Here is a 23,719-nt window from a genome sequence, read left to right as displayed (position 1 = left end):
GGTCCGACCGCCTTCCTCCCGCATCGTTCGGTCGGCACCGATTCTATGGAAGGCGATTTCCCAGCACAAGGGAAATTTTCAAATTACGGTATCGTTTCTCATGATGCGAAATATTGCGGCAACGCACCACGGGACCGCCAGCCGCGCCACGATGCGGCCTGCGGGCAAACGGCCGGCGGCGCGTGCCGCATAGGCGCTTTCCCCAAGCGACGCACTGCAACATTCGAGCTACACTGCCCGGTCAGTCGTCAATCCCATCATGCTGTCCATCCACCGCCTCGCCGCCCGGCTGCTGCCGGCCCTCCGCCTGCCGATGATTCCCCCCGCCGCCGATGCCACCCGCGATGCCGGCGGTGCCGGAATCAGTGGTGGCGGCCACGGCGCGATCGACCAGTTGAGCGCGCTGACGCCACTGGACGCGCTCGAAGGGCTCGGCTCCGCCGACGAGGCCGCCGACGGCCGTCCCTTCACCGGTCCGCCGCGCGGCCTGTGGTGGCTGCGCTGGCGCAACCTGGTCGCGACCAGCTGGTTCATGTTCATCCCGCTGGTCGCGATCGTGCTGTTCTCGGGCGCGATGGGCGTGATCCTGTGGTCGTTGCACGAGACCGAGCGCCAGCAGCAGCGCGACGCGCTGTATCGCGACGCCGCGTGGGCGCAACAGCGCGTACGGCTGTCGCTGCTGAGCAACCAGGATCAGCTCGCCTCGCTGGCGCGCGACATCGCCGCCGCGCAGCTGGACCAGCGCGCCTATCGCACCGCCGCGCAGGAGGTGCTGCGCGAGAACCCGGAAATCGTCTTCATCAACTGGCTGGACGCGACGCGCCGCGCCCGCTGGTCGCTGCCGTCCACGTCGGAGTTCGCCGCGCGGCTGCGCGAGACGCCCGAGCAGCCGCTCGAACCGGAGGTGCTCGACACCTTCGATACCGCGCGCGAGACCCAGCGCGTGGTCTATTCGCGCCCGCTGGTCAACGAACGCGGCGACAGCTTCATGCTGATGCAGGTGCCGATCGTGCGCGACAACGAGTTCCTCGGCACGCTGGGCGCGCTCTATTCGATCAACGGCATCCTGACCCATCTGCTGCCGCCAGAGCTGACCGAGCGCTACCGCTTCTCGCTGATCGACAAGAACAACCAGCTGCGCGCCAGCACCTCGCTGCGTCCGGTGCCCGCCACCGCGCTGTCCTACGAGGTGCTGCTCGACCCGCCGGGCCACTCGCTGTCGCTGCGCGCCGATGCCTATCCGCCCGCATCGAATCTGCCCAACAACATGCTGCTGTGGCTGGTGGTCGGGCTGTCGTGCTTCCTGCTGTGGAGCCTGTGGAGCATGTGGCGGCATACCAGCCGCCGCTCCGAGGCGCAGCGCGCGCTGCTGGCCGAGACCTCGTTCCGCCGCGCGATGGAAAACTCGATGCTGATCGGCCTGCGCGCGCTGGACCTGAACGGACGCATCACCTATGTGAACCCGGCCTTCTGCCGCATGACCGGCTGGCAGGAACACGATCTGGTCGGCCGCGTGCCGCCCTTCCCCTACTGGCCGCCCAACGACCAGCAGGAGATGCAGCGCCAGATCGATCTGACGCTGCAGGGCAAGTCGCCGACCGGCGGCTACGAGATGCGCGTGATGCGCCGCGATGGCACCAGCTTCTTCGCCCGCATGTACGTGTCGCCGCTGATCGACAGCCGCGGCCGCCATACCGGCTGGATGAGCTCGATGACGGATATCACCGAGCCGAAGCGCGCGCGCGAGGAGCTGGCCGCCGCGCACGACCGCTTCACCACCGTGCTGGAGAGTCTCGACGCCGCGGTGTCGGTGCTCGCCACCGACAAGCCGGAACTGCTGTTCGCCAACCGCTATTACCGGCAGCTGTTCGGCTGGGAGCCCGAGGGCCATCTGAAGCTGGCCGGCGGCGAGGTCGAACAGGAACAGGTCACCAGCGACCACACCGATTTCGTCGACGCCTATGCCGGGCTGCCCGCCTCGGAGCTGATGCCTTATGCATCGGACGCGCGCGAGATCTTCGTGCCGGACATGCAGAAGTGGTTCGAGGTGCGGCGCCGCTATATCCAGTGGGTCGACGGCCACCTGGCGCAGATGCAGATCGCCACCGACATCACGGTGCGCAAGGCGGCCGAGGAAATGGCGCGCCAGCACGAGGAACGCCTGCAGTTCACCAGCCGCCTGACCACGATGGGCGAGATGGCCTCGTCGCTGGCGCACGAGCTGAACCAGCCGCTGGCCGCCATCAACAACTACTGCATGGGCGCGGTGGCGCGGCTGCGCTCGGGCCGCAGCACGCCCGAGGACCTGATGCCGATCCTGGAGAAGACCTCGGCGCAGGCCGTGCGCGCCGGCACGATCATCAGCCGCATCCGGGGCTTCGTCAAACGCAGCCAGCCGCAGCGGCGCGAGACCGCGCTGCACGATATCGTCGCCGACGCGGTGGGCCTGGCCGATATCGAGGCGACGCGCCGCCGCGTGACGATCCTGACCCGGCTGCCGGCCCCGCCGGTCACGCTCTATGTCGACCCGGTGCTGATCGAGCAGGTGCTGGTCAATCTGCTGAAGAACGCGGTCGAGGCGATGTCGGGCCTGCCCGCGATGCGCGCGGCCGGCGTGGTGCGGCTGCATGCCCGCATCGACCAGGGCGAACTGGGCCAGACCGTCTGCATCGACGTGATCGACCAGGGCCCGGGCGTGGACGAGGCCACCAAGGAGCGGCTGTTCGAGCCGTTCTTCAGCACCAAGTCCGACGGCATGGGCATGGGCCTGAATATCTGCCGCTCGATCATCGAGTCGCACCAGGGCCGGCTGTGGGTCGAAAACAATGCGGACGGCATCGGCTGTACGTTTAAAATCATGCTGCCGCTGGAGCCGGAGGTTGCCGATCAGTGAAGGCCGATCGTTGAGGGCCGATCGCCAGGCAACCGCCCCGCTGCCCCCGCCGTGGCGGGTGTGCGGCGCAGGCGGCCGGAGTTACACTAGCCGAATCGCACAGACGCAGCATCAGGAGACTTCATGACCGTAGCGCCAAACCCCACTCCCCACCGCGGCGAGACCGTCTTCATCGTCGACGACGATGAAGCGATGCGCGACTCGCTGACCTGGCTGCTGGAGGGCAATGGCTACCAGGTTCGCAGTTTCGCCAGCGCCGAGCAATTCCTGGCCGCCTACGATGCCAACCAGGTCTCCTGCCTGATCCTGGACGTGCGGATGCCGGGCATGAGCGGCCCGGAACTGCAGGAGCGCATGATCGCGGAGAACATCCATCTGCCGATCGTCTTCATCACCGGCCACGGCGACGTGCCGATGGCGGTATCGACGATGAAGAAAGGCGCGATCGACTTCATCGAGAAACCGTTCGACGAATCCGAGCTGCGCGCGCTGGTCGAGCGGATGCTGCAGAAGGCCCGGGCCGACCACTCGGCCGCGCGCGAGCAGCGCGCCGCGCAGGACCTGCTGGGCAAGCTGACCACGCGCGAACAGCAGGTGCTCGAGCGCATCGTCGCCGGACGGCTGAACAAGCAGATCGCCGACGACCTGGGCATCTCGATCAAGACCGTCGAGGCGCATCGCGCCAACATCATGGAAAAGCTGAACGTCAATACCGTGGCCGACCTGCTGCGGCTGGCGCTGTCGCGCAACAGCTGATCCGCGGCGGCAGATCGGCTCACGCCTGCCGCCTTCCGCGTTCCCCTCTTCCCGGACACCCCACTGGCCAGCGGCCGGCATCTCGCCGGCGCTGGCCAGTTCGTTTTGCACCGCCCCGTGGCGCCGTGCGAGGATGCCGCCGCAGCGCGACACCTTATAATGTCACCCCTGCGACCCGGCCGGCCCGTCCCGATGCGCCAGCCGATGGCGTCGCTCCTGATTTCCACCTCCCAGCCGCTCTGCGTCCCCGCCCATGTCTGCCCAATTGATCGACGGCAACGCCCTTGCCAAGCAAATCCGTTCCGAAGCCGCCCAGCGCGCCGCCCGCCTGACCGAACGCGGTCACCAGCCGGGGCTGGCCGTGGTCCTGGTCGGCGAGGACCCGGCCAGCCAGGTCTATGTCCGCAACAAGGTCAAGGCGTGCGAGGACAACGGCTTCTTCTCGTCGCTGGACCGCTATCCGGCCGATCTGTCCGAGACCGACCTGCTGGCCCGCATCGACGAACTGAATCGCGATCCGAAGATCCACGGCATCCTGGTGCAGCTGCCGCTGCCCAAGCACATCGACAGCCACAAGGTGCTGGAGGCGATCGCCCCGGAGAAGGATGTCGACGGCTTCCACGTCGCCAACGCCGGCGCGCTGATGACCGGGGCGCCGCTGTTCCGCCCCTGCACGCCCTATGGCTGCATGAAGATGCTCGAGTCGATCCAGTACCCGCTGCGCGGCGCACGCGCGGTCGTCGTCGGCGCCTCCAACATCGTTGGCAAGCCGATGGCGATGCTGCTGCTGCAGGCCGGCGCCACGGTAACGATCTGCAACAGCAAGACCCGCGATCTCGCGGCGCACACCCGCGAGGCGGACGTGATCGTCGCCGCGGTCGGTCGCCGCAACATCATCACGGCCGACATGGTCAAACCCGGCGCGGTGGTCATCGATGTCGGCATGAACCGTGACGACGCCGGCAAGCTGTGCGGCGACGTGGACTTCGCCGGCGTGCGTGAAGTGGCCAGCTATATCACGCCGGTGCCGGGCGGCGTCGGCCCGATGACGATCACGATGCTGCTGGTCAATACGCTGGAGGCGGCCGAGCGCGCGGCAGGCTGAGGCGAGCGCCGGTACACTCAGCGCAGACCGCGCCGGGACGCTGCCGGCAAGCCATCGGGGAAACCGCTGGAAAATCGCGGATATGCCCCAAGTTGCGGAATATCCGAACGTCAACGCGAACGTCAACGCCACGCCAACGAGAAAGCCATGGATCAAGCCGACAAGAACGCCGCCAACCCGTTGCTGGATTTCAGCGACCTGCCCCGCTTCGCCGAGATCCGCCCCGAGCATATCGGCCCGGCGCTGGACGTGCTGCTGGATGCGGCGCAACGTGCCGTCGCGCTGGTCGAGGACCCGGCCCGGCCCGCCAGCTGGGCCGAGACCGTCGACACGCTCGAGCAGGCCACCGAGCCGCTGGGCCGGGCCTGGGGCGTGGTGGGCCACCTGAGCTCGGTCGCCGACACGCCGGCGCTGCGCCAGGCCCACGCCGAGAACCTGCCTCGCATGACCGAGTTCTGGTCGTCGCTGGGCCAGAATCTGGCGCTCTACGAAAAGTACAAGGCGCTGGCCGCCAGTCCCGAGTACGCGACGCTGAGCCCGGCTCGCAGGCAGCTGCTCGACAACGAGCTGCGCGGCTTCCGCCTCGGCGGCGCCGAGCTGCCGGAGGACCAGAAGCCGCGTTTCGCCGAGATCCAGGAGCAGCAGGCCCAGTTGGGCAAGGCCTTCTCCGACCACGTGCTGGACGCGACCAACGCCTACTCGCTGGTGATCGAGGATCCGGCGCGCCTGGCCGGCCTGCCGCCCGACACGCTGGAGGCCGCTCGCGAGGCGGCGGCCAAGGACGGCAAGGAAGGCTGGAAGTTCACGCTGCATTTCCCGTCGTATTTCCCGGTGCTGCAGTACGCCGACGACCGCGCGCTGCGCCAGACGCTGTACGAGGCCAACGTCACGCGCGCCTCCGAGCTGAGCCCGCAGTACGGCACCGGACAGGCCGACTGGGACAATACCGCCAATATGCGCGAGCAGCTGGCGCTGCGCCGCGAAGAGGCCCGCATGCTGGGCTACGGCTCGTACGGCGAGGTGTCGCTGGTGCCCAAGATGGCCGATTCGCCGGCGGAGGTGCTGCGCTTCCTCGACGAACTGGCCGCCAAGGCGCGGCCCTATGCCGAGCGCGACTGGGCCGAGCTGCGCGAGTTCGCCGCCAGGGAGCTGGGCCTGGCCGAGCTCGCGCCGTGGGACGTCGCCTATGCCTCCGAGAAGCTGCGCCAGCAGCGCTATGCGTTCTCGGAGCACGAGGTCAAGCAATACTTCCCCGAGCCCAAGGTGCTGGAAGGCCTGTTCGGCGTCGTGCAGAAGCTGTTCTCGGTGCGCATCGCGCCGGACGAGGCGCAGACCTGGCACAAGGACGTGCGTTTCTATCGGGTGACCAGCCCAGACGGTGCACTGCTCGCGCAGTTCTACCTGGACCTGTACGCGCGCGAAGGCAAGCGCGGCGGCGCCTGGATGGACGACGCGCGCGGCCGCCGCGAGCGCGGCGACGGCACCGTGCAGACACCGGTCGCCTACCTGACCTGCAATTTCTCGGCGCCGGTCGGCGACAAGCCGGCGCTGTTCACGCACGACGAGGTCATCACGCTGTTCCATGAGTTCGGCCACGGCCTGCACCATATGCTGACCCAGGTCGGCGAGCTGGGCGTGTCCGGCATCAACGGCGTCGAATGGGATGCGGTCGAGCTGCCCTCGCAGTTCATGGAGAACTTCTGCTGGGAATACGAGGTGCTGGCCGACATGACGCGCCACGTCGATACCGGCGAGCCGCTGCCGCGCGCGCTGTTCGAGCGCATGCTGGCGGCAAAGAATTTCCAGAACGGCATGATGACGCTGCGCCAGATCGTGTTCTCGGCGTTCGACATGCATCTGCACACGGACTTCGATCCGGACGGCGACAAGTCGGTACTCGAGCTGTCGCGCGAGATCAACGACCGCATCCACGTGGTGCCGCAGTACCCGCTGTCGCGCTGGCCCAATACCTTCAGCCATATCTTCGCCGGCGGCTATGCGGCAGGGTACTACAGCTACAAGTGGGCCGAGGTGCTGTCCGCCGATGTCTACGCCGCCTTCGAGGAAGCCGCGCAGCTGACCGGCAGCGTGCTCGACAGCGAGACCGGCGCGCGTTATCACCGCGAGATCCTGTCGGTCGGCGGCAGCCGTCCGGCGATGGAGTCGTTCACGGCGTTCCGCGGCCGGCCGCCGCAGATCGATGCGCTGCTGCGCCACGGCGGGATGGCGGCATGAGCGGCGCGCCCGACGACCTGCTGGCCGGCATCGACGGCGCCGCGGCGGCGCCCGCGCCCGGCAGCACGCTGCCGCCGCCGCTGCCCGCCACCGCACCGTCCACGCTGCGGATCGCCTCGTGGAATGTCAACTCGCTGAAGATCCGGCTGCCGCAGGTGCTCGACTGGCTGATCGCGCAGGAGAACGCCGATACGCCGATCGACGCGCTGTGCCTGCAGGAACTGAAGCTGCCCGAGGACAAGTACCCGCTGGCGGAACTGGAGAGTGCCGGATTCCACAGCATCTTCGTCGGCCAGAAGACCTATAACGGCGTGGCGATCCTGGCGCGCAACACGACGATGCCGCCCGCCGCCGACGTGGTGCGCAATATCCCGGGCTTCGAGGACGAGCAGCAGCGCGTGGTCGCCGGCACCTATGGCGACGTGCGCCTGGTCTGCGCGTACTTCCCCAACGGGCAGGCGCCCGACAGCGACAAGTTCGCCTACAAGCTGCGCTGGCTCGAGGCGCTGACCGCGTGGCTGCGCGAGGAACTGCAGCGCTATCCGAAGCTCGCGCTGCTGGGCGACTTCAATATCGCGCCCGAGGATCGCGACGTGCACGACCCGGCCAAGTGGGAAGGCCAGAACCTGGTCTCGCCGCCGGAGCGCGCCGCCTTCCAGACGCTGCTCGAACTGGGCTTCGCCGATGCCTTCCGGCTGTTCGAGCAGCCGGAAAAGAGCTTCTCGTGGTGGGACTACCGGATGCTGGCATTCCGCCGCAATGCCGGCCTGCGCATCGACCATATCCTGCTGTCGCCGGCGCTGCGCGAGCGCTGCACCGACTGCACGATCGACCGCACGCCGCGCAAATGGGAACAGCCGTCGGACCATACGCCGGTCGTCGCGACGATGCGGCTGGGCTGAGCTTCAGCGCTTCCGGCACATCGCCCGCCCCGGGCGAAGTTTTTCGAATGGCGGCGGCATCGCTTATCATGCGGGGCAGAGACACCAGCGACGCACCGGCCCACGAGCCGGTGCGCAGCCCCTCCCGCCCGCCATGCAAGCCGTGCAACCGTTCCCTTCCTTCGCCTTTGCTCCCGCCTGCCTGACGATCGGCGCCGGCGCCCATGACCTGCCGCGGGACATCGTTCCCGCGACCACCCGGTGACCGCGCCCGCGGCGAACCGCCCCGCCCGCGGCTGGCAACGGCTGCTGCCGGCCTGGCGCCATCGCGTCAGCGCAGCGACGCTGCGCGCCGACATGCTGGCAGGCCTGCTCGGCGCGGTGCTGGTGCTGCCGCAGGGCGTGGCCTTCGCCACGCTGGCCGGGCTGCCGCCGCAATACGGCATCTACGCGGCGGTGGTGCCCTGCATCGTCGCCGCGCTGTTCGGCTCGAGCTGGCACGTGATGTCGGGCCCCACCAACGCCAATTCGCTGGCGCTGTTCGCGATGCTGAGCCCGATCGCCTTCGCCGGCAGCCCCGAGTACATCAATCTGGCGCTGGTCGTCACGATCCTGGTTGGCGTGCTGCAGTTCGCGGTCGGCACGCTACGGCTCGGTTCGCTCGCCAACTTCATCTCGCCGTCGGTGCTGCTGGGTTTTACCTGCGGCGCGGCGTCGTTGATCGCGCTATACGCGCTGAAGGATCTGTTCGGACTGCAGGTGCCGACCGGTACCAGCGCGTTCGGCGTCGTGCGTCACCTGTTCGAGCAGGCCGCCACGATCAACTGGAGTGCGGCGGCGGTCGGCGCAGTGACGCTGGCCGTCACGCTGGCGGTCAAGCGTGTCTCCCGCCGGCTGCCGTTCATGCTGCTGGGGCTGCTGGCCGGCTTCCTGTGCGCCTGGCTGCTGAATCGCAGCGGCTGGGGCGGCGCCCACCATGTCGACGTGGTCGGTCCGATTCCCGCCGCGGTGCCGCCCTTCCGCATTCCGGATATTCCGTGGGACCGGCTGTCCGATCTGCTCGGCATCGCGTCGGCGCTGACCATCGTCGCGCTCGGCCAATCGATCTCGATCGCCAAGGCCGTCGCGCTGCGCTCGGGCCAGCACATCGACGCCAATCGCGAATTCATCGGCCAGGGGCTGTCCAATATCGCCGGCGGCTTCTTCTCGGCCTATATCTCCTGCGGCTCGCTGAACCGCTCGATGCCGAATTTCGAGGCCGGGGCGCAGACGCCGCTGGCCAGCGTGTTCTCCGCCCTGCTGCTGGTCGCGCTGGTCGCGGTCAGCGCGCCGCTGCTGGCGCAGATTCCGCTGGCGGCGATCGCCGCGATGCTGCTACTGGTGGCCTGGGGCCTGTTCGATTTCGCCCGCCTGCGCCGCATCGCGCGGCTCTCGCGCACCGAGTTCGCGATCGCGCTCGGCACCTTCGCCGCCACGCTGGTAATCCGGCTGGAAATGGCGGTGCTGCTCGGCACCGTGCTGTCGCTGGTCGCCTATCTGTACCGCACCTCGCGGCCCGCCGTGCGCACGCTGGTGCCCGACGCCGACGATCCCGACCGCCGCTTCACGCCGCTGGACGAACTGCGCCGCCCGCAGCCCGAATGCCCGCAGCTGAAACTGATCCGGATGGAAGGCGCGATCTTCTTCGGCGCGGTGCAGTACGTGACCGACCGGCTGCACGAGGCGCGCGCGCAGATGCCGACGCAGACCCGGCTGCTGGCGATGACCAAGAGCATGAACTTCATCGACCTGGCCGGCGCGGAAATGTGGGAGGCGGAATTGGCCGAGCGCCGCGCGCTGGGCGGCGATCTCTATTTCCATCGCCCGCGCTCGCAGGTGCTGCAGACCTGGGCGCAGACCGGCTTTATCGCCAAGCTCGGCGAGGACCATATCTTTGCCACCAAGCGGCACGCCCTGCACAGCATCGTGCCGACGCTGGACCCTCGCATTTGCGCGACGTGTACGGTGCGGGTGTTCGAGGAATGTCCGCATGATCCCGCGGGGGGCGCGGTGGAAGCGGTGGATGCGATGGAAGCCGTGGAAGCGGTGAAGCGGAAATGAAAAACGCCGGCATGAAACCGGCGCCAGACTGGGTCCAGCCGCAGCGCGCCCTGTTGCCCGGACCGTAGCGGCCCGGTGCGGGCGCCCCTGCTCAGACGGGCGCCACGTGCGCGCGCTTGACCACGATGGGCTGCGGCACGCCCTGTTCGATCAACACGACTGCGGCGCGTTCGATGGTATCGCGACCGGCGCGGAATGCTTCTTCGAGCGACAGCACCTGATCGGCGCTGAAGCCTTCCCACAATGCCTCGCGCGTGACCACGCAGGTCACCTTCTGGCCGTCGACAATGGCGTGAAACAGCAAGCCTTCGTTATTGATGTCATAACGATCTTGCTCCTGGAATTTGATCTCCATCGGTACAGCCCTCCATTGCAAGTGAGTGGGCATCCTAACATGGGTCCCGCCGACGTCGCAGAAAAGTCCTTTGCGGCAATCGGTCATCTGCGAGACTGCCGCCGCCATGCCGAGTTCCGTCGGCGCGCGCAAATTTCGTCACGGGTACCGAAGGGAGTTTCCGTGCCAGCATTTGACAACTTTTCAAATGATGCTAGAATCTCGGACTTCGTTGGGGCGTTAGCTCAGTTGGTAGAGCAGCGGACTCTTAATCCGTAGGTCGAGTGTTCGAGTCACTCACGCCCCACCAGCGAATATTGTAGAAAAGGCCGGGCTGCTTCGCAGCGCCGGCCTTTTTGTTTTGGGGCGCGAATCGCGGGAGCCATGTCGTCGCCGCGGCCAGCGCCGGCGTTCAGCGCCGCGCCGCCGCCAATTCCCCCGCCATGCGCCGATGCTCGGTCAGGACCGTCGGCAGATCGGCGCTCAGCAGCACACCGTCGCGCACCACCACCCTGCCGTTGATCACGCTGGTCGATACGGTTCCCGGCGTGCAGAACACCAGCGCGGCGACCGGATCGTGCCCGGCGCCGGCATAGCCGACCGCCGACATGTCGAAGGCGACGAAGTCGGCCGACATGCCCGGCGCCAGCGCGCCGATATCGTCGCGGTTCAGCACCCTGGCGCCGCCCAGCGTGGCGATCTCCAGCGCCTCGCGCGCGCCCATCGCCGCCGGCCCATAGCCCACCCGTTGCAGCAGCATGGCTTGGCGCGCCTCGCCCAGCATGTGCGCGCCGTCGTTCGATGCGCTGCCGTCGACGCCGAGTCCGACCGGCACGCCGGCGTCGCGCATCGCGCGCACCGGCGCGATGCCCGAAGCCAGCCGCATGTTCGAGCAGGGACAGTGCGCGATGCCGGTACCGGTGCGCGCGAACAGCGCGATGCCGTCCGCGTCGAGCTTGACGCAGTGCGCGTGCCAGACATCGTGTCCGACCCAGCCCAGGTCCTCGGCGTACTGCGCCGGCGTCATGCCGAAGCGCTCCAGCGAATAGGCGACGTCGTTGTCGTTCTCGGCCAGATGGGTATGCAGCGACACGCCATAGTGACGCGCCATCGCCGCCGACTCGCGCATCAGTTCGCGCGATACCGAGAACGGCGAGCACGGCGCCAGCACCACGCGCAGCATCGCGTGGCGCGACGCATCGTGGTACTGCTCGATCAGCCGCTGGCTGTCGCGCAGGATCGCCTCCTCCTGCTCGACCACCGCATCCGGAGGCAGCCCGCCCTTGCTGCGTCCCACACTCATCGAACCGCGCGCCGCATGGAAGCGCATGCCCATCTGTGCCGCCGCCTCGATCGCGTCGTCCAGCCGCGAACCATTCGGATACAGATAGAGATGGTCGCTGGTGGTCGTGCAGCCCGACAGCATCAGCTCGGCCATCGCGGTGCGGGTCGACGCGGCAATCATCGGCGGCGTCAGGTTGGCCCACCGCATGTACAGCTCGCCGAGCCAGCCGAACAGTTCCGCATCCTGCGCGGCGGGCACCGCGCGCGTCAGGCTCTGGTACATGTGGTGGTGGGTGTTGACCAGGCCGGGCAGCACCACATGGCCGCGCATGTCGAGTACCTGTGCGCTGCCATCGTCGATGCGTGCGCGCCAGGCGGCCGGCAGATCGGCGGTCGCGCCGACCCACTGGATTGCCGGCCCGTCGGCGACCAGCGCGCCGTCGGCAATCTCGCGGCGGTTCGCGTCCATCGTCACCAGAACGTCGGCATGGGTCAGGATCAGCGTCATAGCGGGGGTCTCCTTGGCGGGTCGGACAGCGGGCGCCAGTCTACGGCGAGCGGCCGTGGCGCGATAGCGCCGATTTGCGCCTACGGTGTGCACATTGCGTGCACACCGGTGCGATCCCGCCAATGCGAAGGGAGGCTAATGCGAAGGGAGGCTATCGGCGACCGAGGGCCTCGCTAGCGCCGGGCGTCGCCCGACAACGCCTTCAGCGCGCCCCCGATCCGCTCGGCCATCAACGCCGCCGCCGAATCGAGCGTGCCCCGTGCCCGCGCGAACAGCGTGAGCCGTTGCAGCGGCAAGGCCGGATCGCGCAGCGGCACGAACAGCAGCGTGCCGGCCTCCAGTTCGTCGATCGCGTCGAGCGGATTGAGCAGCGCGATGCCGCTACCCAGCATCACGAGCCGGCGCATCAGTACGGTGGAACCGGCCTCGACCGCCGGCGGCACCGGAATCGCCGCACGGACGAAGGCGTCGTCGAGCAGGCCGCGGATCGACATCGACGCGACCGGCAGGATCAGCGGATAGCCGACGCACTCGGCGAGCAGCGCCGACGACTGCTCGGCCAGCGGGTGCCCGGGCGCGACCACCGCGCCGATCGGCCATTCGCCCGCGGCGAGCGTCGCGAACGCCGGGGTCGGCGCCAGGTCGTAGCCCAGCCCCAGGTCGGCGTCGCCCTCGGCCAGCGCGGCAACGATCTCGGCCACCGGCAGGTCGAGCACGCGCACCACGATACCGGGATGGCGGCGGCGGAAATCGTGAATCAGCGTAGGCAGCAGCGAGCCGGCCAGCCCGGCGGTAGTCGCCACCGTGACGATGCCCTGCTGTCCTGCGTTGTACGCCGCGATCCGCTCGCGCAGCGCGTCATGCTCGCGCAACGTCTGCCGCACGTGGGCCAGCACCATCTCGCCCAGCGGCGTCAGCCTCAGCCGGCGCTGGATCCGCTCGAACAGCGGCGCGCCCAGCTCCGCCTCCAGATCGAGAATCTGCCGGTTGATCGCGGTCGGCGCGACGTGCAGCGCTTCGGCCGCCTTGCGGATGGAACCGCGGCGGACCACTTCATCGAGATAGCGCAACACGCGGGCATGCATCGGACCAGGTCTCCGGAGAACGGCGGCGCGGCGGCGGGCCGCGCGGACAGCGGGGCATTGTAGCCGCGTACGCGTTGCCGGCCCTGCCAGGCGCCGCCGGCATCGCTTCGGTGCTTGCAAACCCGCAAGGTCCACGCTAGAATAGCGGACTTCGTTGGGGCGTTAGCTCAGTTGGTAGAGCAGCGGACTCTTAATCCGTAGGTCGAGTGTTCGAGTCACTCACGCCCCACCAGCGAAATTCCTCGAAAGGCCGGACTGCATCGCAGCCCGGCCTTTTTGTTTGCCTCCTTCCTTTCATCGGCCATCCGGGTACGCACCCTGTTACGGGTTGTTACGGATATCCCCGCCACGCCTTTCCGGGTTGAATGCCGGTCCGGGCATATTACGAAACCAAGTTCCGCAATACGGAACCATGCCCGAACCCGACCGGCGCCCTGCCTTTGCGCGGCGCGCCGGCCAACGCAACAGATGGAGGCATTCTTGAAATCCGCATTGACCGCCAGCGTGGCAGCCTGCCTGGCCGCATTCGGCCTGACCCATGGCGCCGCGCATGCCCAGGGCAACTATCCCAACAAGCCGGTGCGGCTGATCGTTCCGTTCGCCGCCGGCGGCACGACCGATATCGTCGCCCGCGCCGTGTCCGATGCACTGGGCCGCGCGCTGGGCCAGGTCGTGGTGGTGGAGAACCGTGGTGGCGGCGGCGGCGCGATCGGCGCCGACGCGCTGGCCAAGTCCGCGCCCGACGGCTATACGATCGGCATCGCCACGGTCAGCACGATGGCGACCAACCCCGCCACCAACCCGAAGAACCCGTACGATCCGCTGAAGGACTTCGCGCCGATCACCAATCTGGTCAACGTGCCGAACGTGCTGACGGTCAATCCGAAGGTCCCGGCCAGGAACCTGAAGGAGTTCATCGCGCTGCTGCGCGCCGAGCCCGGCAAGTACAGCTACGCGTCGGCCGGCAAGGGCAGCATCTCCCATCTGGACGGCGAGCTGTTCAAGCTGACCACCAAGACCGACATGGTTCACGTGCCGTACCGCGGCTCGGGCCCGGCGCTGAACGACACGCTGGCCGGCCAGGTCAGCGGCCAGTTCGACAACCTGCCGTCGTCGATGCCGCATATCCAGGCCGGCAAGCTGCGCGCGCTGGCGGTGGCGGCGCCCAAGCGCGTCGAGGGCCTGCCCGATGTGCCGACCTTCGCCGAGGAAGGCATGAAGGACAACAACAATATGGCCTGGTACGGGCTGGTCGCGCCGGCCGGCACGCCGCCCGCGATCGTCGCGCGCCTGCACGAAGCCGCGGTCAAGGCCCTGCAGGACCCGGCCGCCAAGCGCCGGCTGACCGAGAGCGGCGCCTACCCGGACGGCAACACGCCGCAGCAGTTCGCCGCGCAGATCAAGCGCGAACTGGAACTGCGCAAGAAGATTGCGCAGGAGCAGAAGATCACGCTCGAGTAATTCCGGGACTGTCCAGCACCCGGGCATACCCGGACGTAGCTGGACGTATCGGCGGACCGCCCCCGTCGGCGGCGGTCCGCCCGCGCGATTCGGTCTTCCCGCGCCCTCCTTCCTTCCCTCGCTCTCCGCTTCCCCGCCACCGCCGTGTTTTTGCTCTACATTAAGAGCAGGCGCCGGCACTCGCTTCGCCCTGCGACTGGGCGCGGCGCATCGCACCGAAACGACGGGCGGCGGCTTCCCCCGAGGAGAGATCATGCAAGCGGACAGCGAAGAACGCGTCGAACAACGACTGGCCGATCTGGTGGAGTTCGCGCGGGCCCGCCTGCCCGAGACGACCTTCGCGATCGCCGAGCCGCTGCTGCGGCACTACTACGACGTGTCCGATGCCGAGGACCTGGCCGAGCGCGATATCGCCGATCTGTACGGCGCCGCGATGGCGCACTGGCAGACCGCGCAGCGCTTCGTGCCGGGCAGCGCCCAGATCCGCGTCTACAACCCCAATCTCGAACAGCACGGCTGGCATTCGGACCACACCGTGATCGAGATGGTCAACGACGACATGCCGTTCCTGGTCGACTCGGTGACGATGGAGATCAACCGGCATGGGCTGACGCTGCATTCGGCCTTCCATCCAGTGTTCCGCGTGTGGCGCGGACCGGACGGCGGCATCGCGCGCATCGCGCTGGGCGGCGACAAGGCGCCCGACCCCGAATCGCGGCTCGAATCGTTCATCCACTTCGAGGTCGATCGCTGCAGCGAACCGGCCCAGCTGGAAGGCCTGCGGGCCGGCATCACGCGCATCCTCGGCGATGTGCGCGCCGCGGTCGAGGACTGGCCCAAGATGCTGGACATCGCGCGCGCCAGCATCGCCGACCTGCAGCGGCTGCCCGGCGGCAACGAGGGCGACACGGCCGAAGCCTGCGCGCTGCTGCAGTGGATGGTCGACGACCACTTCTGCTTCCTCGGCCATCGCGACTACCAGCTGGTCGAGCAGGACGGACGCTTCTTCCTGCGCGGCGTGGCGGGCTCCGGCGCCGGCATCCTGCGCGAGAGCCGGCGCGCGCCCACAGCCGAAGAGCTGACGCCGCTGCCTCCTGCCGCGACCGCAATCATCCAGGGCGAATCGCCGATCTTTTTGACCAAGGCCAATTCGCGCTCGACCGTGCACCGGCCAGGCTATCTCGACTACATCGGCATCAAGCTGGTCGACGCAGACGGCAAGCTGTTCGGCGAGCGGCGCTTTCTCGGGCTCTACACCTCGACGACCTATATGGTGTCGACCAGCGAGATTCCGCTGGTGCGCCGCAAGTGCGCCCATATCCTGGCGCGCGCCGGCTTCCTGCAGCGCGGCCATCTGTACAAGTCGCTGGTCACGATCCTCGAGCAGTACCCGCGCGACGAACTGTTCCAGGCCAGCGAGGACGAGCTGTTCGACATCGCGCTGGGCATCCTGCGGCTGCAGGAACATCAGCGCATCCGGCTGTTCGTGCGGCGCGACCGTTTCGACCGCTTCGTCTCCTGCCTAGTATTCGTGCCGCGCGACAAGTACAACACCGACCTGCGCCAGCGCATCCAGAAGCTGCTAATGCAGGCGTTCGGCGGCACCAGCTGCGAGTTCACGCCCCAGCTGTCCGAATCGCCGCTGGCCCGGATCCACCTGACCGTGCGGGGCGAGCCAGGCACCATGCCCGAGGTCGATACGCGCGCGCTGGAGGAACGGATCGTCGCGGCGACGCGCCGCTGGCAGGACGACCTTTCGGTGGCGCTGCTCGACAAGGCCGGCGAGGAACAGGGCAACCGGCTGCTGCGCCGTTACGGCGACTCCTTTCCGGCCGGCTATCGCGAGGACTATCCCGCGCGCACCGCCGTCCGCGATATCGAGCTGATGGAGCAGGCGCGCCGGCGCAGCGGCCTGTCGATGAACCTGTACCGGCCGATCGAGGCGCCGCCGGGCGCATTCCGCTTCAAGGTCTACCGTGCGGGCGAGCCGATCGCGCTGTCGCACAGCCTGCCGATGCTCGAGCATCTGGGCGTGCGCGTGCACGAGGAACGTCCCTACCGGATCGAGCCCGACGAGGGCGCGCCGCTGTGGGTCCATGACTTCGGGCTCGAACTGGTCGGCGGCGCCGAGCTCGACATGGCGCGCGCCAAGGACCTGTTCGAGGACGCCTTCGCCCGCGCCTGGGATGGCGCGATCGAGAACGACGACCTGAACCGGCTGGTGCTGCTGGCCGAGATGCCGGCGCGGGACGTGACGATCCTGCGCGCCTACGCCAAGTATCTGCGGCAGGTCGGCTCGACCTTCAGCGACGCCTATATCGAGCGCGCGCTGACCGGCAATCCGCGCATCGCGGCGCTGCTGGTGGCGCTGTTCGCCGCGCGCTTCGATCCGGCGATCGACCCGGGCTCGGCCCCGGCGCGCGAGGCGCGCTGCGCGCAGCTGCTGGAGGCGATCGGCGCCGCGCTGGACCAGGTGCCCAATCTCGACGAGGACCGCATCCTGCGCCAGTTCCTCGGCGTGATCGAGGCCACCACGCGCACCAACTGCTTCCGCCAGAGCGCGGATGGCACGCCGCGCCCCTGCCTGTCGTTCAAGCTCGATCCGGCCCGCATCGCCGGCCTGCCCGAGCCGCGGCCAATGTTCGAGATCTGGGTCTACTCGCCGCGCGTCGAGGGCGTGCATCTGCGCGGCGGCCGCGTCGCGCGCGGCGGCTTGCGCTGGTCCGATCGCCGGGAGGACTTCCGCACCGAGGTACTGGGACTGATGAAGGCGCAGATGGTCAAGAACACCGTGATCGTGCCGGTCGGCTCCAAGGGCGGCTTCGTCGTCAAGCGGCCGCCCTCGCCCACTGACCGCGATGCGTGGATGGCCGAAGGGGTGGCCTGCTATCAGACCTTCCTGCGCGGGCTGCTCGACGTCACCGACAACCTCGCCGGCGGTGCCGTGGTGCCGCCGCCGCAGGTGGTGCGCCACGATGACGACGATCCCTATCTGGTGGTCGCCGCCGACAAGGGCACCGCCAGCTTCTCCGACTATGCGAACGCGATCTCCGGCGAATACGGCTTCTGGCTCGGCGACGCCTTCGCCTCGGGCGGTTCGGTCGGCTACGACCACAAGAAAATGGCGATCACCGCGCGCGGCGCCTGGGAATCGGTCAAGCGGCATTTCCGCGAGCTCGGCACCGACATCCAGTCGACCGACTTCACCGTCGTCGGCATCGGCGACATGTCCGGCGACGTATTCGGCAACGGCATGTTGCTGTCGCCCCATATCCGGCTACTGGCCGCGTTCGATCACCGCCATATCTTCCTGGACCCGGACCCGGATCCGGCCGCCAGCCTCGAAGAACGGCGCCGGCTGTTCGCGCTGCCGCGCTCGAGCTGGGCCGACTACGATGTGGCCAGGATCTCGGCCGGCGGCGGCGTCCATCCGCGCAGCGCCAAGACCATTGCGCTGACGCCGCAGGTGCGCGCCGCGCTCGGCATCGAAGCCACGGCGCTGACGCCCGCCGAGCTGATCCAGGCGATCCTGACCGCGCCGGTCGACCTGCTGTACAACGGCGGCATCGGTACCTACGTCAAGGCCACCGACGAGACCCACCAGCAGGTCGGCGACCGCGCCAACGACGCGGTGCGCGTCAATGGCGCGGCGCTGCGCTGCAAGGTGGTCGGCGAAGGCGGCAACCTCGGCTTCACGCAGCTCGGCCGCATCGAATACGCGCGCGCCGGCGGCCGCATCCATACCGACGCGATCGACAACTCGGCCGGCGTCGATTGCTCCGACCACGAGGTCAACATCAAGATCCTGCTCGGGCTGGTGGTCGCCGACGGCGAGATGACGGACAAGCAGCGCAACAAGCTGCTGGCCGAGATGACCGACGAAGTGGCCGCGCTGGTGCTGCAGGACAACTACTACCAGACCCAGGCGCTGTCGATCGCCAACCGGCGCGCGGCCGAGCTGCTCGATGTCGAGGCGCGGCTGATGCGCGCGCTCGAACGCGCCGGCCGGCTCAACCGCGCGCTCGAATTCCTCCCGCCCGACGACGAGATCGTCGAACGCAAGGCCGCCGGGCTGGGACTGACCTCGCCCGAGCGCGCGGTGCTGCTCGCATACAGCAAGATGTGGCTGTACGACGCGCTGCTCGCCTCCGACGTGCCGGAGGACGCGACGGTGGCCGGCCTGCTGGCCGACTACTTTCCGCAGCCGCTGCGCGCGCGTTACGCCGACACGATGCAGCGGCACCCGCTGCGGCGCGAGATCCTTGCCACCTATCTGACCAACACGCTGGTCAATCGCGTCGGCCCGACCTTCGTGCACCGGATGATGGAGGAGACCGATGCGCGGCCCGCCGATATCGTGCGTGCCTGCCTGACCGCGCGCGACGTGTTCGGACTGCCCGGGCTGTGGCACGCCATCGACGCGCTCGACAACCGCGTCGCCGACGAGGTGCAGGCCGGCATGTTCGGCGGGCTGGCCAGGCTGCTGGAGGGCGCCACGCTATGGCTGCTGCGCCGACGCCCGACCAACGGCGCGCCGGCCGGCGTGCGCCCCGACTACGCCGCCGCGGCGGCCTGGCTGACGCCGCGGCTGCCGACGCTGCTGGCCGAGCACGAGGCCACCGCGCTGACGCAGCGGCGAGAGTCGCTGACCGCGCTCGGCATCGACGACGCGCTGGCACTGCAGGTCGCGGCCGGCGATATCGCCGTCGCCGCGCTCGATATCGCCGAGGTGGCCTCGGGCTGCGAGCGCAGCCTGGCGCAGGTCGCCGACGTCTATTTCGCGCTGGACCGGCATCTGAGCTTCGGCTGGCTGCGCGAACGCGCGCAGGCGCTGCCGGCGGACACGCATTGGGATCTGCTGGCGCGCACCACCACGCTGGACGATCTGGACCGGCTCAAGCGCGCGCTGACCGTCAGCGTGCTGCAGCAGGCCGGCCCCAGCGTGCGCGAAGACAGCGCCGATGGCCTGATCGAGCGCTGGCGCGAGGCGCGGCACGCGCCGCTGGAGCGCTTCGGCCGCATGCTGGCGGACCAGCGCGCGGCCGGCGCCACCGGGCTGTCGATGCTGTCGGTCGCCACGCGCGAGATCGGCATGCTCGAACACGCGGCCTGAGGCGATTGGCCAGCGCGGCGAAGACCGCTTCGCGTGCTGGCACGCTCTCTTGCGCAGCGCAACACTGCGTGTGGCAACGCACGGACGCCCGAGAACCCGAACCCCTAGATTGGGCGTGTCGAACCGGCCCATGCCTTTCGCGCCCCACCCGGGCGTGCGGCAGGCCGTCCCGCGTCATCCCGTGATCGCCAGGCTGCCGGAGAACCCCCATGGTACTGCGTCCCCCCTCGCACCAAGCGAGCTTGCGTACGACCGTCTGCGTGGTCGGCTCAGGGCCGGCCGGCATCACCTGCGCGATGGAACTGGCCCGGCGCGGCATTGCGGTGATGCTGGTCGAAAGCGGCGGCGAGACGTTCCAGGACGAAGCACAGGCGATGTGCGACGCCGAGATCGCCGATGCGTGCCGCCATGCGACGATGCAGGACGCGGTGCGGCGCGCGTTCGGCGGTACCTCGTGGCTGTGGGGCGGGCGCTGCATCCCGTTCGATCCGATCGACTTCGAAGCACGCGACTACGCGCCCGACACCGCCTGGCCGATACGTTACGAAGAGCTGGCGCCCTACTACGCGCGCGCCTGCGAGTACGCCAATTGCGGCCAGCCCGCCTTCACGCTCGATCGCCTCGCCGCCGAATCGGCCGGCCGCCCCATCACCGCACGCTTCGAGCCGGGCGACGTGATCGCCTCCGATCTGGAGCGCTGGAGCGGCGAACCGAATTTCGCGCGCCGCTATCGCGACTGGTTCGAACGCGATCCCACCGTGCAGCTGTTGCTGGGCGCAACCTGCGTCGATATCGAACCCGCAGACGACCGCGAGCATGTCGGCAGCATCGTGGTGGCCCGCGGCACGGCGCGCACGCGCATCGTCGCCGACCATTTCGTGCTCGCATGCGGCGGACTGGAAGCGACGCGGCTGCTGCTGAACGCCAATGCGCGCCGCGCGGACCGCCTGGGCAACCGCAGCGGCCTGCTGGGCCGGCATTACATGGGCCACATCTCCGGCAAGATCGCCAGCGTGCGGTTCGACTCGGAGGCGGCGCGCACCATCTATCATTTCGAGCGCGACGCGCAGGGCTTCTATGCGCGCCGGCGCTTCACCGTGCCCGCGCGCGTGCAGCGCGAGCAGCGCCTGCTCAATACCGCGATGTGGCTGGACAACCATCCGCCGGCAGATCCCGCGCACGGCAACGGCATCCTGTCGTTCGCCTACCTGGCGCTGTGCACACCGGTGATCAGCCGCTTTCTGGCGCCGCCCGCGATCGCCAAGCTGGTCGCCAACGCCAGCGCGCGCAAGGACCGCGGCGCCCATGTCCGCAATGTCTGCAAGGACCTCGCCAAGATCGCGACCTTCGTGCCACCTTTCGTCTATCGGCGCTACTTCGCGCGGCCGCGGCTGCCCGGGTTCTTCCTGCCGAGCCCGAACAATGTCTATGCGCTGCATTACCATGCCGAGCAGCTGCCCTCGCGCGAGAGCCGTGTGACGCTGGCCGACAGTACCGACTGCCACGGCATGCGGCGGCTGCGCATCGACTTGCGCTATCAGCAGGCGGATGCCGATTCGGTGGTGCGCTGCCATGCGCTGCTGGACCGGCATCTGCGCAAGACCGGCGCGGGCCGGCTCGAATACTGGATGCCGGAAGCCGAGCGCATCGACGCGGTGCTGGCGCAGGCCGCCGACGGCTTCCACCAGATCGGCACCGCGCGCATGGCGGCGCACTGGCGCGATGGCGTGGTCGACCCGCGCTGCCGCGTGTTCGGCACCGACAATCTGTACGTCGCCAGCAGCGCGGTCTTCCCCTCTTCGGGGCAGGCCAACCCGACGCTGACCATCGTCGCGCTGTCGGCGCGCATTGCCGACGACATCGCGGCACAGTTGGCAGACGATGTCGCGAACCGAAACGACGACCGCATGACTAACGACATGGCGACCGACGCCACCCCCGTGGCGGACCGGATGCCCCCGTCCGTCGAACCGATCGACGAGCCCGTTGCCGTAGCGACCGCAGGAGCGCCAAGGTGAGTGAGCATTCCCAGGAACTGTCGGGCCGATTGGGCTTTGGTTGTGCTCCCATGCTGGGCCGGGTGGGAAGGAAGGCCTCGCTGCGCGCGCTGTCGATCGCGTATGACAACGGCATTCGCCATTTCGACGTCGCCCGCTCCTACGGCTTCGGCGAGGCGGAGGCACTGCTCGGCGAGTTTTTGGCGGGCAAGCGCCAGCACGTCACCGTCACCAGCAAGTTCGGCGTGGTGCCGCCGCGCAATACGCGCGCGCTCAGTTTAGCCAAGAGCCTCGCGCGGGGCTGGATCAAACGCATGCCGGGGGGCCGTCGAATGGTGCATGCCGCCTCGCGCGTCGCGCTGTCGCAGCGAAACTATGAGGTCGGCTATGCGCGCAGCTGCCTCGAACAATCGCTGCGTCAATTGCGCAGCGAGCGCATCGACTACTACCTGATCCACGAACCGCATTCGCCCGAGGTGCTGACCGACGAACTGCAGCGCTTTCTGGATGGCGCGCAGCGCGATGGCAAGATCGGCCAATGGGGCGTGACCATCGATGCGCCGGAGATCATGGCGGCGCCGCTCGTGCAACAGGCGCCGGCCTGGCTGTTCGAGGCCAACCTGAACGTGCTCGACCGACTGCACACCGGCATCGGCGCCGGGCGGCAGCGCTTCCTGTCGCGGCCCTACGGCGGCGGGCCAGACAGCCTGGCGGCGGGCGCGGCCAGCCGGCCGGTGCGCGAGGCCGTCGACAAGCTCGGGCTCAATGAGCTGAGCGAGCAGGAGCTGGCGATGCATTTCGCGCTGAGCCTGGCCGGCGAGCATGGCATCGTGATCACCTCGATGTTTTCCGAGCAGCATATCCGCCAGAACCTGGCGCTGCTCGAGCGGTATCGCGCGCTCGGCGAACGCGGGCGCGCGCTGGCGCCCACCATCCTCGGTGGGGCTTCGCCACGGCCTTGCCGCAACGGGCCCTGCAACGATATGCCGGCGCGCGAGCCGGCATGAGGCGGTGATGGTGCGCCGGCTAGCCGCCGGTGCGCCGACTCCACGCCGATCAGGACGCCGGTGCGAACGGATCCTGCGGCGCCGCGGGGTTGTCGGACAGATCGAACTCGTCGCGCACCTTGTCGACCACGGCGCGGATCGCGCGCTCATGGCCCCGAACATGGCCGAAGCCCTGCATGTCCCAATTGCGGCCGCGCGCATCGCGCGGATGCGGCTGCGGCACGGGCACCCGCACCTTCAAACCTTCGTCGACGATCTCGTCCAGTCGCTGGATACGCCGGCTGACTTCGTCCTGCAGCGCACGTGCGGGCCGTTCGCGCTTGGCCATGATGTTCTCTCCCGTGACCTCGATCGGGCCATGCTAGCATGCGCGCTGCCTTGCCAACGTGCGATATCCGCTCCAGCGCCCTTGATTCCCGCCAGTTCGGCGATGTCCGCGATCTCTTCCATGCTCGACGCCTTGCGCGCGTGGGCCGCACGACTGCGGCGCGACGTGCTGACGCTGTGGTTCGCCTGCCGCCATCCGGCGACGCCGTGGCTGACTCGCGGCCTGTGCGCGTTGATCGTCGCCTATGCGTTCAGCCCCATCGACCTGATTCCGGACTTCGTGCCGGTACTGGGCTACCTCGACGAAATCGTGCTGCTGCCCGCGCTGATCTGGTGCGCGCTGCGCACGTTGCCGGCGCCGCTGGCCGACTCCTGCCGCCAGCAGGCCCAACACTGGATCGAGCAGCGGCGCGGCAAGCCCCGCAGCTATTGGGGCGCCGCAATCGTCGTGGCCCTGTGGCTGGCGGCAGCGCTGCTCGCGTGGCGGTGGTGGCAGCGCTGACGCGGGCCGCCACCCGCGGCATCCACGCTGCTTGATCGCCTGTGCCATCCGGCGTCCGGCTCACTGTCGGACAGCCACCGATACCACGCGCCCCGCCCCCGCTCTAGAAAGAAAGAAAACCCTGATCAAGA

Annotated in this window: 15 protein-coding genes and 2 tRNA genes; 13 read left to right on the top strand and 4 right to left on the bottom strand. The window is 68.7% G+C overall.

Going from position 1 to position 23,719, the window contains the following annotated elements:
• Window positions 1-259 precede the first annotated feature (259 nt).
• The 6 genes from M1D55_RS15885 to M1D55_RS15860 all read left to right on the top strand — a co-directional run bounded on the left by M1D55_RS15885 (window position 260) and on the right by M1D55_RS15860 (window position 9,970).
• On the top strand, window positions 260-2,893 hold the full coding sequence (locus M1D55_RS15885) for a PAS domain S-box protein (protein ID WP_456282565.1): 2,634 nt from the start codon (window positions 260-262) through the stop codon (window positions 2,891-2,893).
• Window positions 2,894-3,016: 123 nt separating this feature from the next.
• Window positions 3,017-3,649 carry a response regulator transcription factor gene (locus tag M1D55_RS15880; RefSeq protein ID WP_006578226.1) on the top strand — a complete coding sequence of 211 codons (633 nt, stop codon included), beginning with the start codon at window positions 3,017-3,019 and terminating at the stop codon, window positions 3,647-3,649.
• A gap of 253 nt (window positions 3,650-3,902) precedes the next feature.
• Complete coding sequence (gene folD, locus M1D55_RS15875) at window positions 3,903-4,754, top strand: bifunctional methylenetetrahydrofolate dehydrogenase/methenyltetrahydrofolate cyclohydrolase FolD (protein ID WP_456282564.1); 852 nt, start codon at window positions 3,903-3,905, stop codon at window positions 4,752-4,754.
• A gap of 147 nt (window positions 4,755-4,901) precedes the next feature.
• A complete protein-coding gene (locus tag M1D55_RS15870; RefSeq protein ID WP_023263712.1) occupies window positions 4,902-6,989 on the top strand; it encodes a M3 family metallopeptidase in 2,088 nt (695 codons plus the stop codon).
• Between the two features lie 104 nt (window positions 6,990-7,093).
• Window positions 7,094-7,891 (top strand): exodeoxyribonuclease III, encoded by a 798-nt coding sequence (xth, locus tag M1D55_RS15865; RefSeq protein ID WP_043437385.1) that lies wholly within the window; start codon window positions 7,094-7,096, stop codon window positions 7,889-7,891.
• 336 nt (window positions 7,892-8,227) lie between these two features.
• Window positions 8,228-9,970, top strand: coding sequence for a SulP family inorganic anion transporter (locus tag M1D55_RS15860; RefSeq protein ID WP_083492513.1), 1,743 nt, complete (start codon window positions 8,228-8,230; stop codon window positions 9,968-9,970).
• 91 nt (window positions 9,971-10,061) lie between these two features.
• On the opposite strand, the gene M1D55_RS15855 is transcribed toward M1D55_RS15860, so the two are convergent.
• Entirely contained in the window at window positions 10,062-10,325 is a 264-nt protein-coding gene (locus M1D55_RS15855; RefSeq protein ID WP_006579010.1) for a DUF1488 family protein, read from the bottom strand.
• Between the two features lie 213 nt (window positions 10,326-10,538).
• On the opposite strand from M1D55_RS15855, the gene M1D55_RS15850 reads away from it, so the two are divergent.
• A tRNA-Lys gene (locus M1D55_RS15850) sits at window positions 10,539-10,614 on the top strand.
• Between the two features lie 102 nt (window positions 10,615-10,716).
• On the opposite strand, the gene M1D55_RS15845 is transcribed toward M1D55_RS15850, so the two are convergent.
• Both M1D55_RS15845 and M1D55_RS15840 read right to left on the bottom strand, forming a co-directional pair.
• Window positions 10,717-12,096 (bottom strand): 8-oxoguanine deaminase, encoded by a 1,380-nt coding sequence (locus M1D55_RS15845; RefSeq protein WP_456282563.1) that lies wholly within the window; start codon window positions 12,094-12,096, stop codon window positions 10,717-10,719.
• A 173-nt stretch (window positions 12,097-12,269) separates the two neighbouring features.
• Complete coding sequence (locus M1D55_RS15840; protein ID WP_456282562.1) at window positions 12,270-13,181, bottom strand: LysR family transcriptional regulator; 912 nt, start codon at window positions 13,179-13,181, stop codon at window positions 12,270-12,272.
• Between the two features lie 156 nt (window positions 13,182-13,337).
• Here M1D55_RS15840 and M1D55_RS15835 point away from each other — a divergent pair.
• The 5 genes from M1D55_RS15835 (at window position 13,338) to M1D55_RS15815 (ending at window position 22,759) form a co-directional block, all read left to right on the top strand.
• Window positions 13,338-13,413, top strand: a tRNA-Lys gene (locus M1D55_RS15835).
• Between the two features lie 236 nt (window positions 13,414-13,649).
• Window positions 13,650-14,642: a Bug family tripartite tricarboxylate transporter substrate binding protein gene (locus M1D55_RS15830; RefSeq protein WP_456282561.1), complete on the top strand. Its 993-nt coding sequence runs from the start codon at window positions 13,650-13,652 to the stop codon at window positions 14,640-14,642.
• Window positions 14,643-14,895: 253 nt separating this feature from the next.
• Complete coding sequence (locus M1D55_RS15825) at window positions 14,896-19,755, top strand: NAD-glutamate dehydrogenase (protein WP_456282560.1); 4,860 nt, start codon at window positions 14,896-14,898, stop codon at window positions 19,753-19,755.
• A gap of 209 nt (window positions 19,756-19,964) precedes the next feature.
• Window positions 19,965-21,773 carry an FAD-dependent oxidoreductase gene (locus M1D55_RS15820; RefSeq protein WP_082928259.1) on the top strand — a complete coding sequence of 603 codons (1,809 nt, stop codon included), beginning with the start codon at window positions 19,965-19,967 and terminating at the stop codon, window positions 21,771-21,773.
• Window positions 21,770-22,759, top strand: a complete 990-nt coding sequence (locus M1D55_RS15815) for an aldo/keto reductase (RefSeq protein ID WP_456282559.1) — start codon at window positions 21,770-21,772, stop codon at window positions 22,757-22,759. The genes M1D55_RS15820 and M1D55_RS15815 overlap by 4 nt, the downstream gene beginning before the upstream one ends.
• Window positions 22,760-22,808: 49 nt before the next feature.
• Here M1D55_RS15815 and M1D55_RS15810 read toward each other — a convergent pair whose 3' ends face one another.
• Entirely contained in the window at window positions 22,809-23,087 is a 279-nt protein-coding gene (locus M1D55_RS15810) for a hypothetical protein (protein WP_006576038.1), read from the bottom strand.
• 120 nt (window positions 23,088-23,207) lie between these two features.
• Here M1D55_RS15810 and M1D55_RS15805 point away from each other — a divergent pair, with 120 nt between their 5' ends.
• Window positions 23,208-23,588: a YkvA family protein gene (locus tag M1D55_RS15805; RefSeq protein ID WP_231906246.1), complete on the top strand. Its 381-nt coding sequence runs from the start codon at window positions 23,208-23,210 to the stop codon at window positions 23,586-23,588.
• The last annotated feature ends 131 nt before the right edge of the window (window positions 23,589-23,719 follow it).

The sequence above is a fragment of the Cupriavidus sp. JZ107 genome, assembly GCF_053903255.1.
The sequence above is the reverse complement of the archived record's forward strand: the minus strand, read 5'-3'. Positions and strand labels throughout refer to the sequence as shown.

Coding starts and splice junctions, on each gene's coding strand:
- M1D55_RS15880 (WP_006578226.1), top strand. CDS start 3,017: ATGACCGTAGCGCCAAACCCCACTCCCCACCGCGGCGAGACCGTCTTC.
- M1D55_RS15805 (WP_231906246.1), top strand. CDS start 23,208: ATGCTCGACGCCTTGCGCGCGTGGGCCGCACGACTGCGGCGCGACGTG.
- M1D55_RS15810 (WP_006576038.1), bottom strand. CDS start 23,087: ATGGCCAAGCGCGAACGGCCCGCACGTGCGCTGCAGGACGAAGTCAGC.
- folD (WP_456282564.1), top strand. CDS start 3,903: ATGTCTGCCCAATTGATCGACGGCAACGCCCTTGCCAAGCAAATCCGT.
- M1D55_RS15820 (WP_082928259.1), top strand. CDS start 19,965: ATGGTACTGCGTCCCCCCTCGCACCAAGCGAGCTTGCGTACGACCGTC.
- M1D55_RS15885 (WP_456282565.1), top strand. CDS start 260: ATGCTGTCCATCCACCGCCTCGCCGCCCGGCTGCTGCCGGCCCTCCGC.
- M1D55_RS15855 (WP_006579010.1), bottom strand. CDS start 10,325: ATGGAGATCAAATTCCAGGAGCAAGATCGTTATGACATCAATAACGAA.
- M1D55_RS15870 (WP_023263712.1), top strand. CDS start 4,902: ATGGATCAAGCCGACAAGAACGCCGCCAACCCGTTGCTGGATTTCAGC.
- M1D55_RS15825 (WP_456282560.1), top strand. CDS start 14,896: ATGCAAGCGGACAGCGAAGAACGCGTCGAACAACGACTGGCCGATCTG.
- M1D55_RS15845 (WP_456282563.1), bottom strand. CDS start 12,096: ATGACGCTGATCCTGACCCATGCCGACGTTCTGGTGACGATGGACGCG.
- M1D55_RS15860 (WP_083492513.1), top strand. CDS start 8,228: ATGCTGGCAGGCCTGCTCGGCGCGGTGCTGGTGCTGCCGCAGGGCGTG.
- M1D55_RS15840 (WP_456282562.1), bottom strand. CDS start 13,181: ATGCATGCCCGCGTGTTGCGCTATCTCGATGAAGTGGTCCGCCGCGGT.
- M1D55_RS15830 (WP_456282561.1), top strand. CDS start 13,650: ATGGAGGCATTCTTGAAATCCGCATTGACCGCCAGCGTGGCAGCCTGC.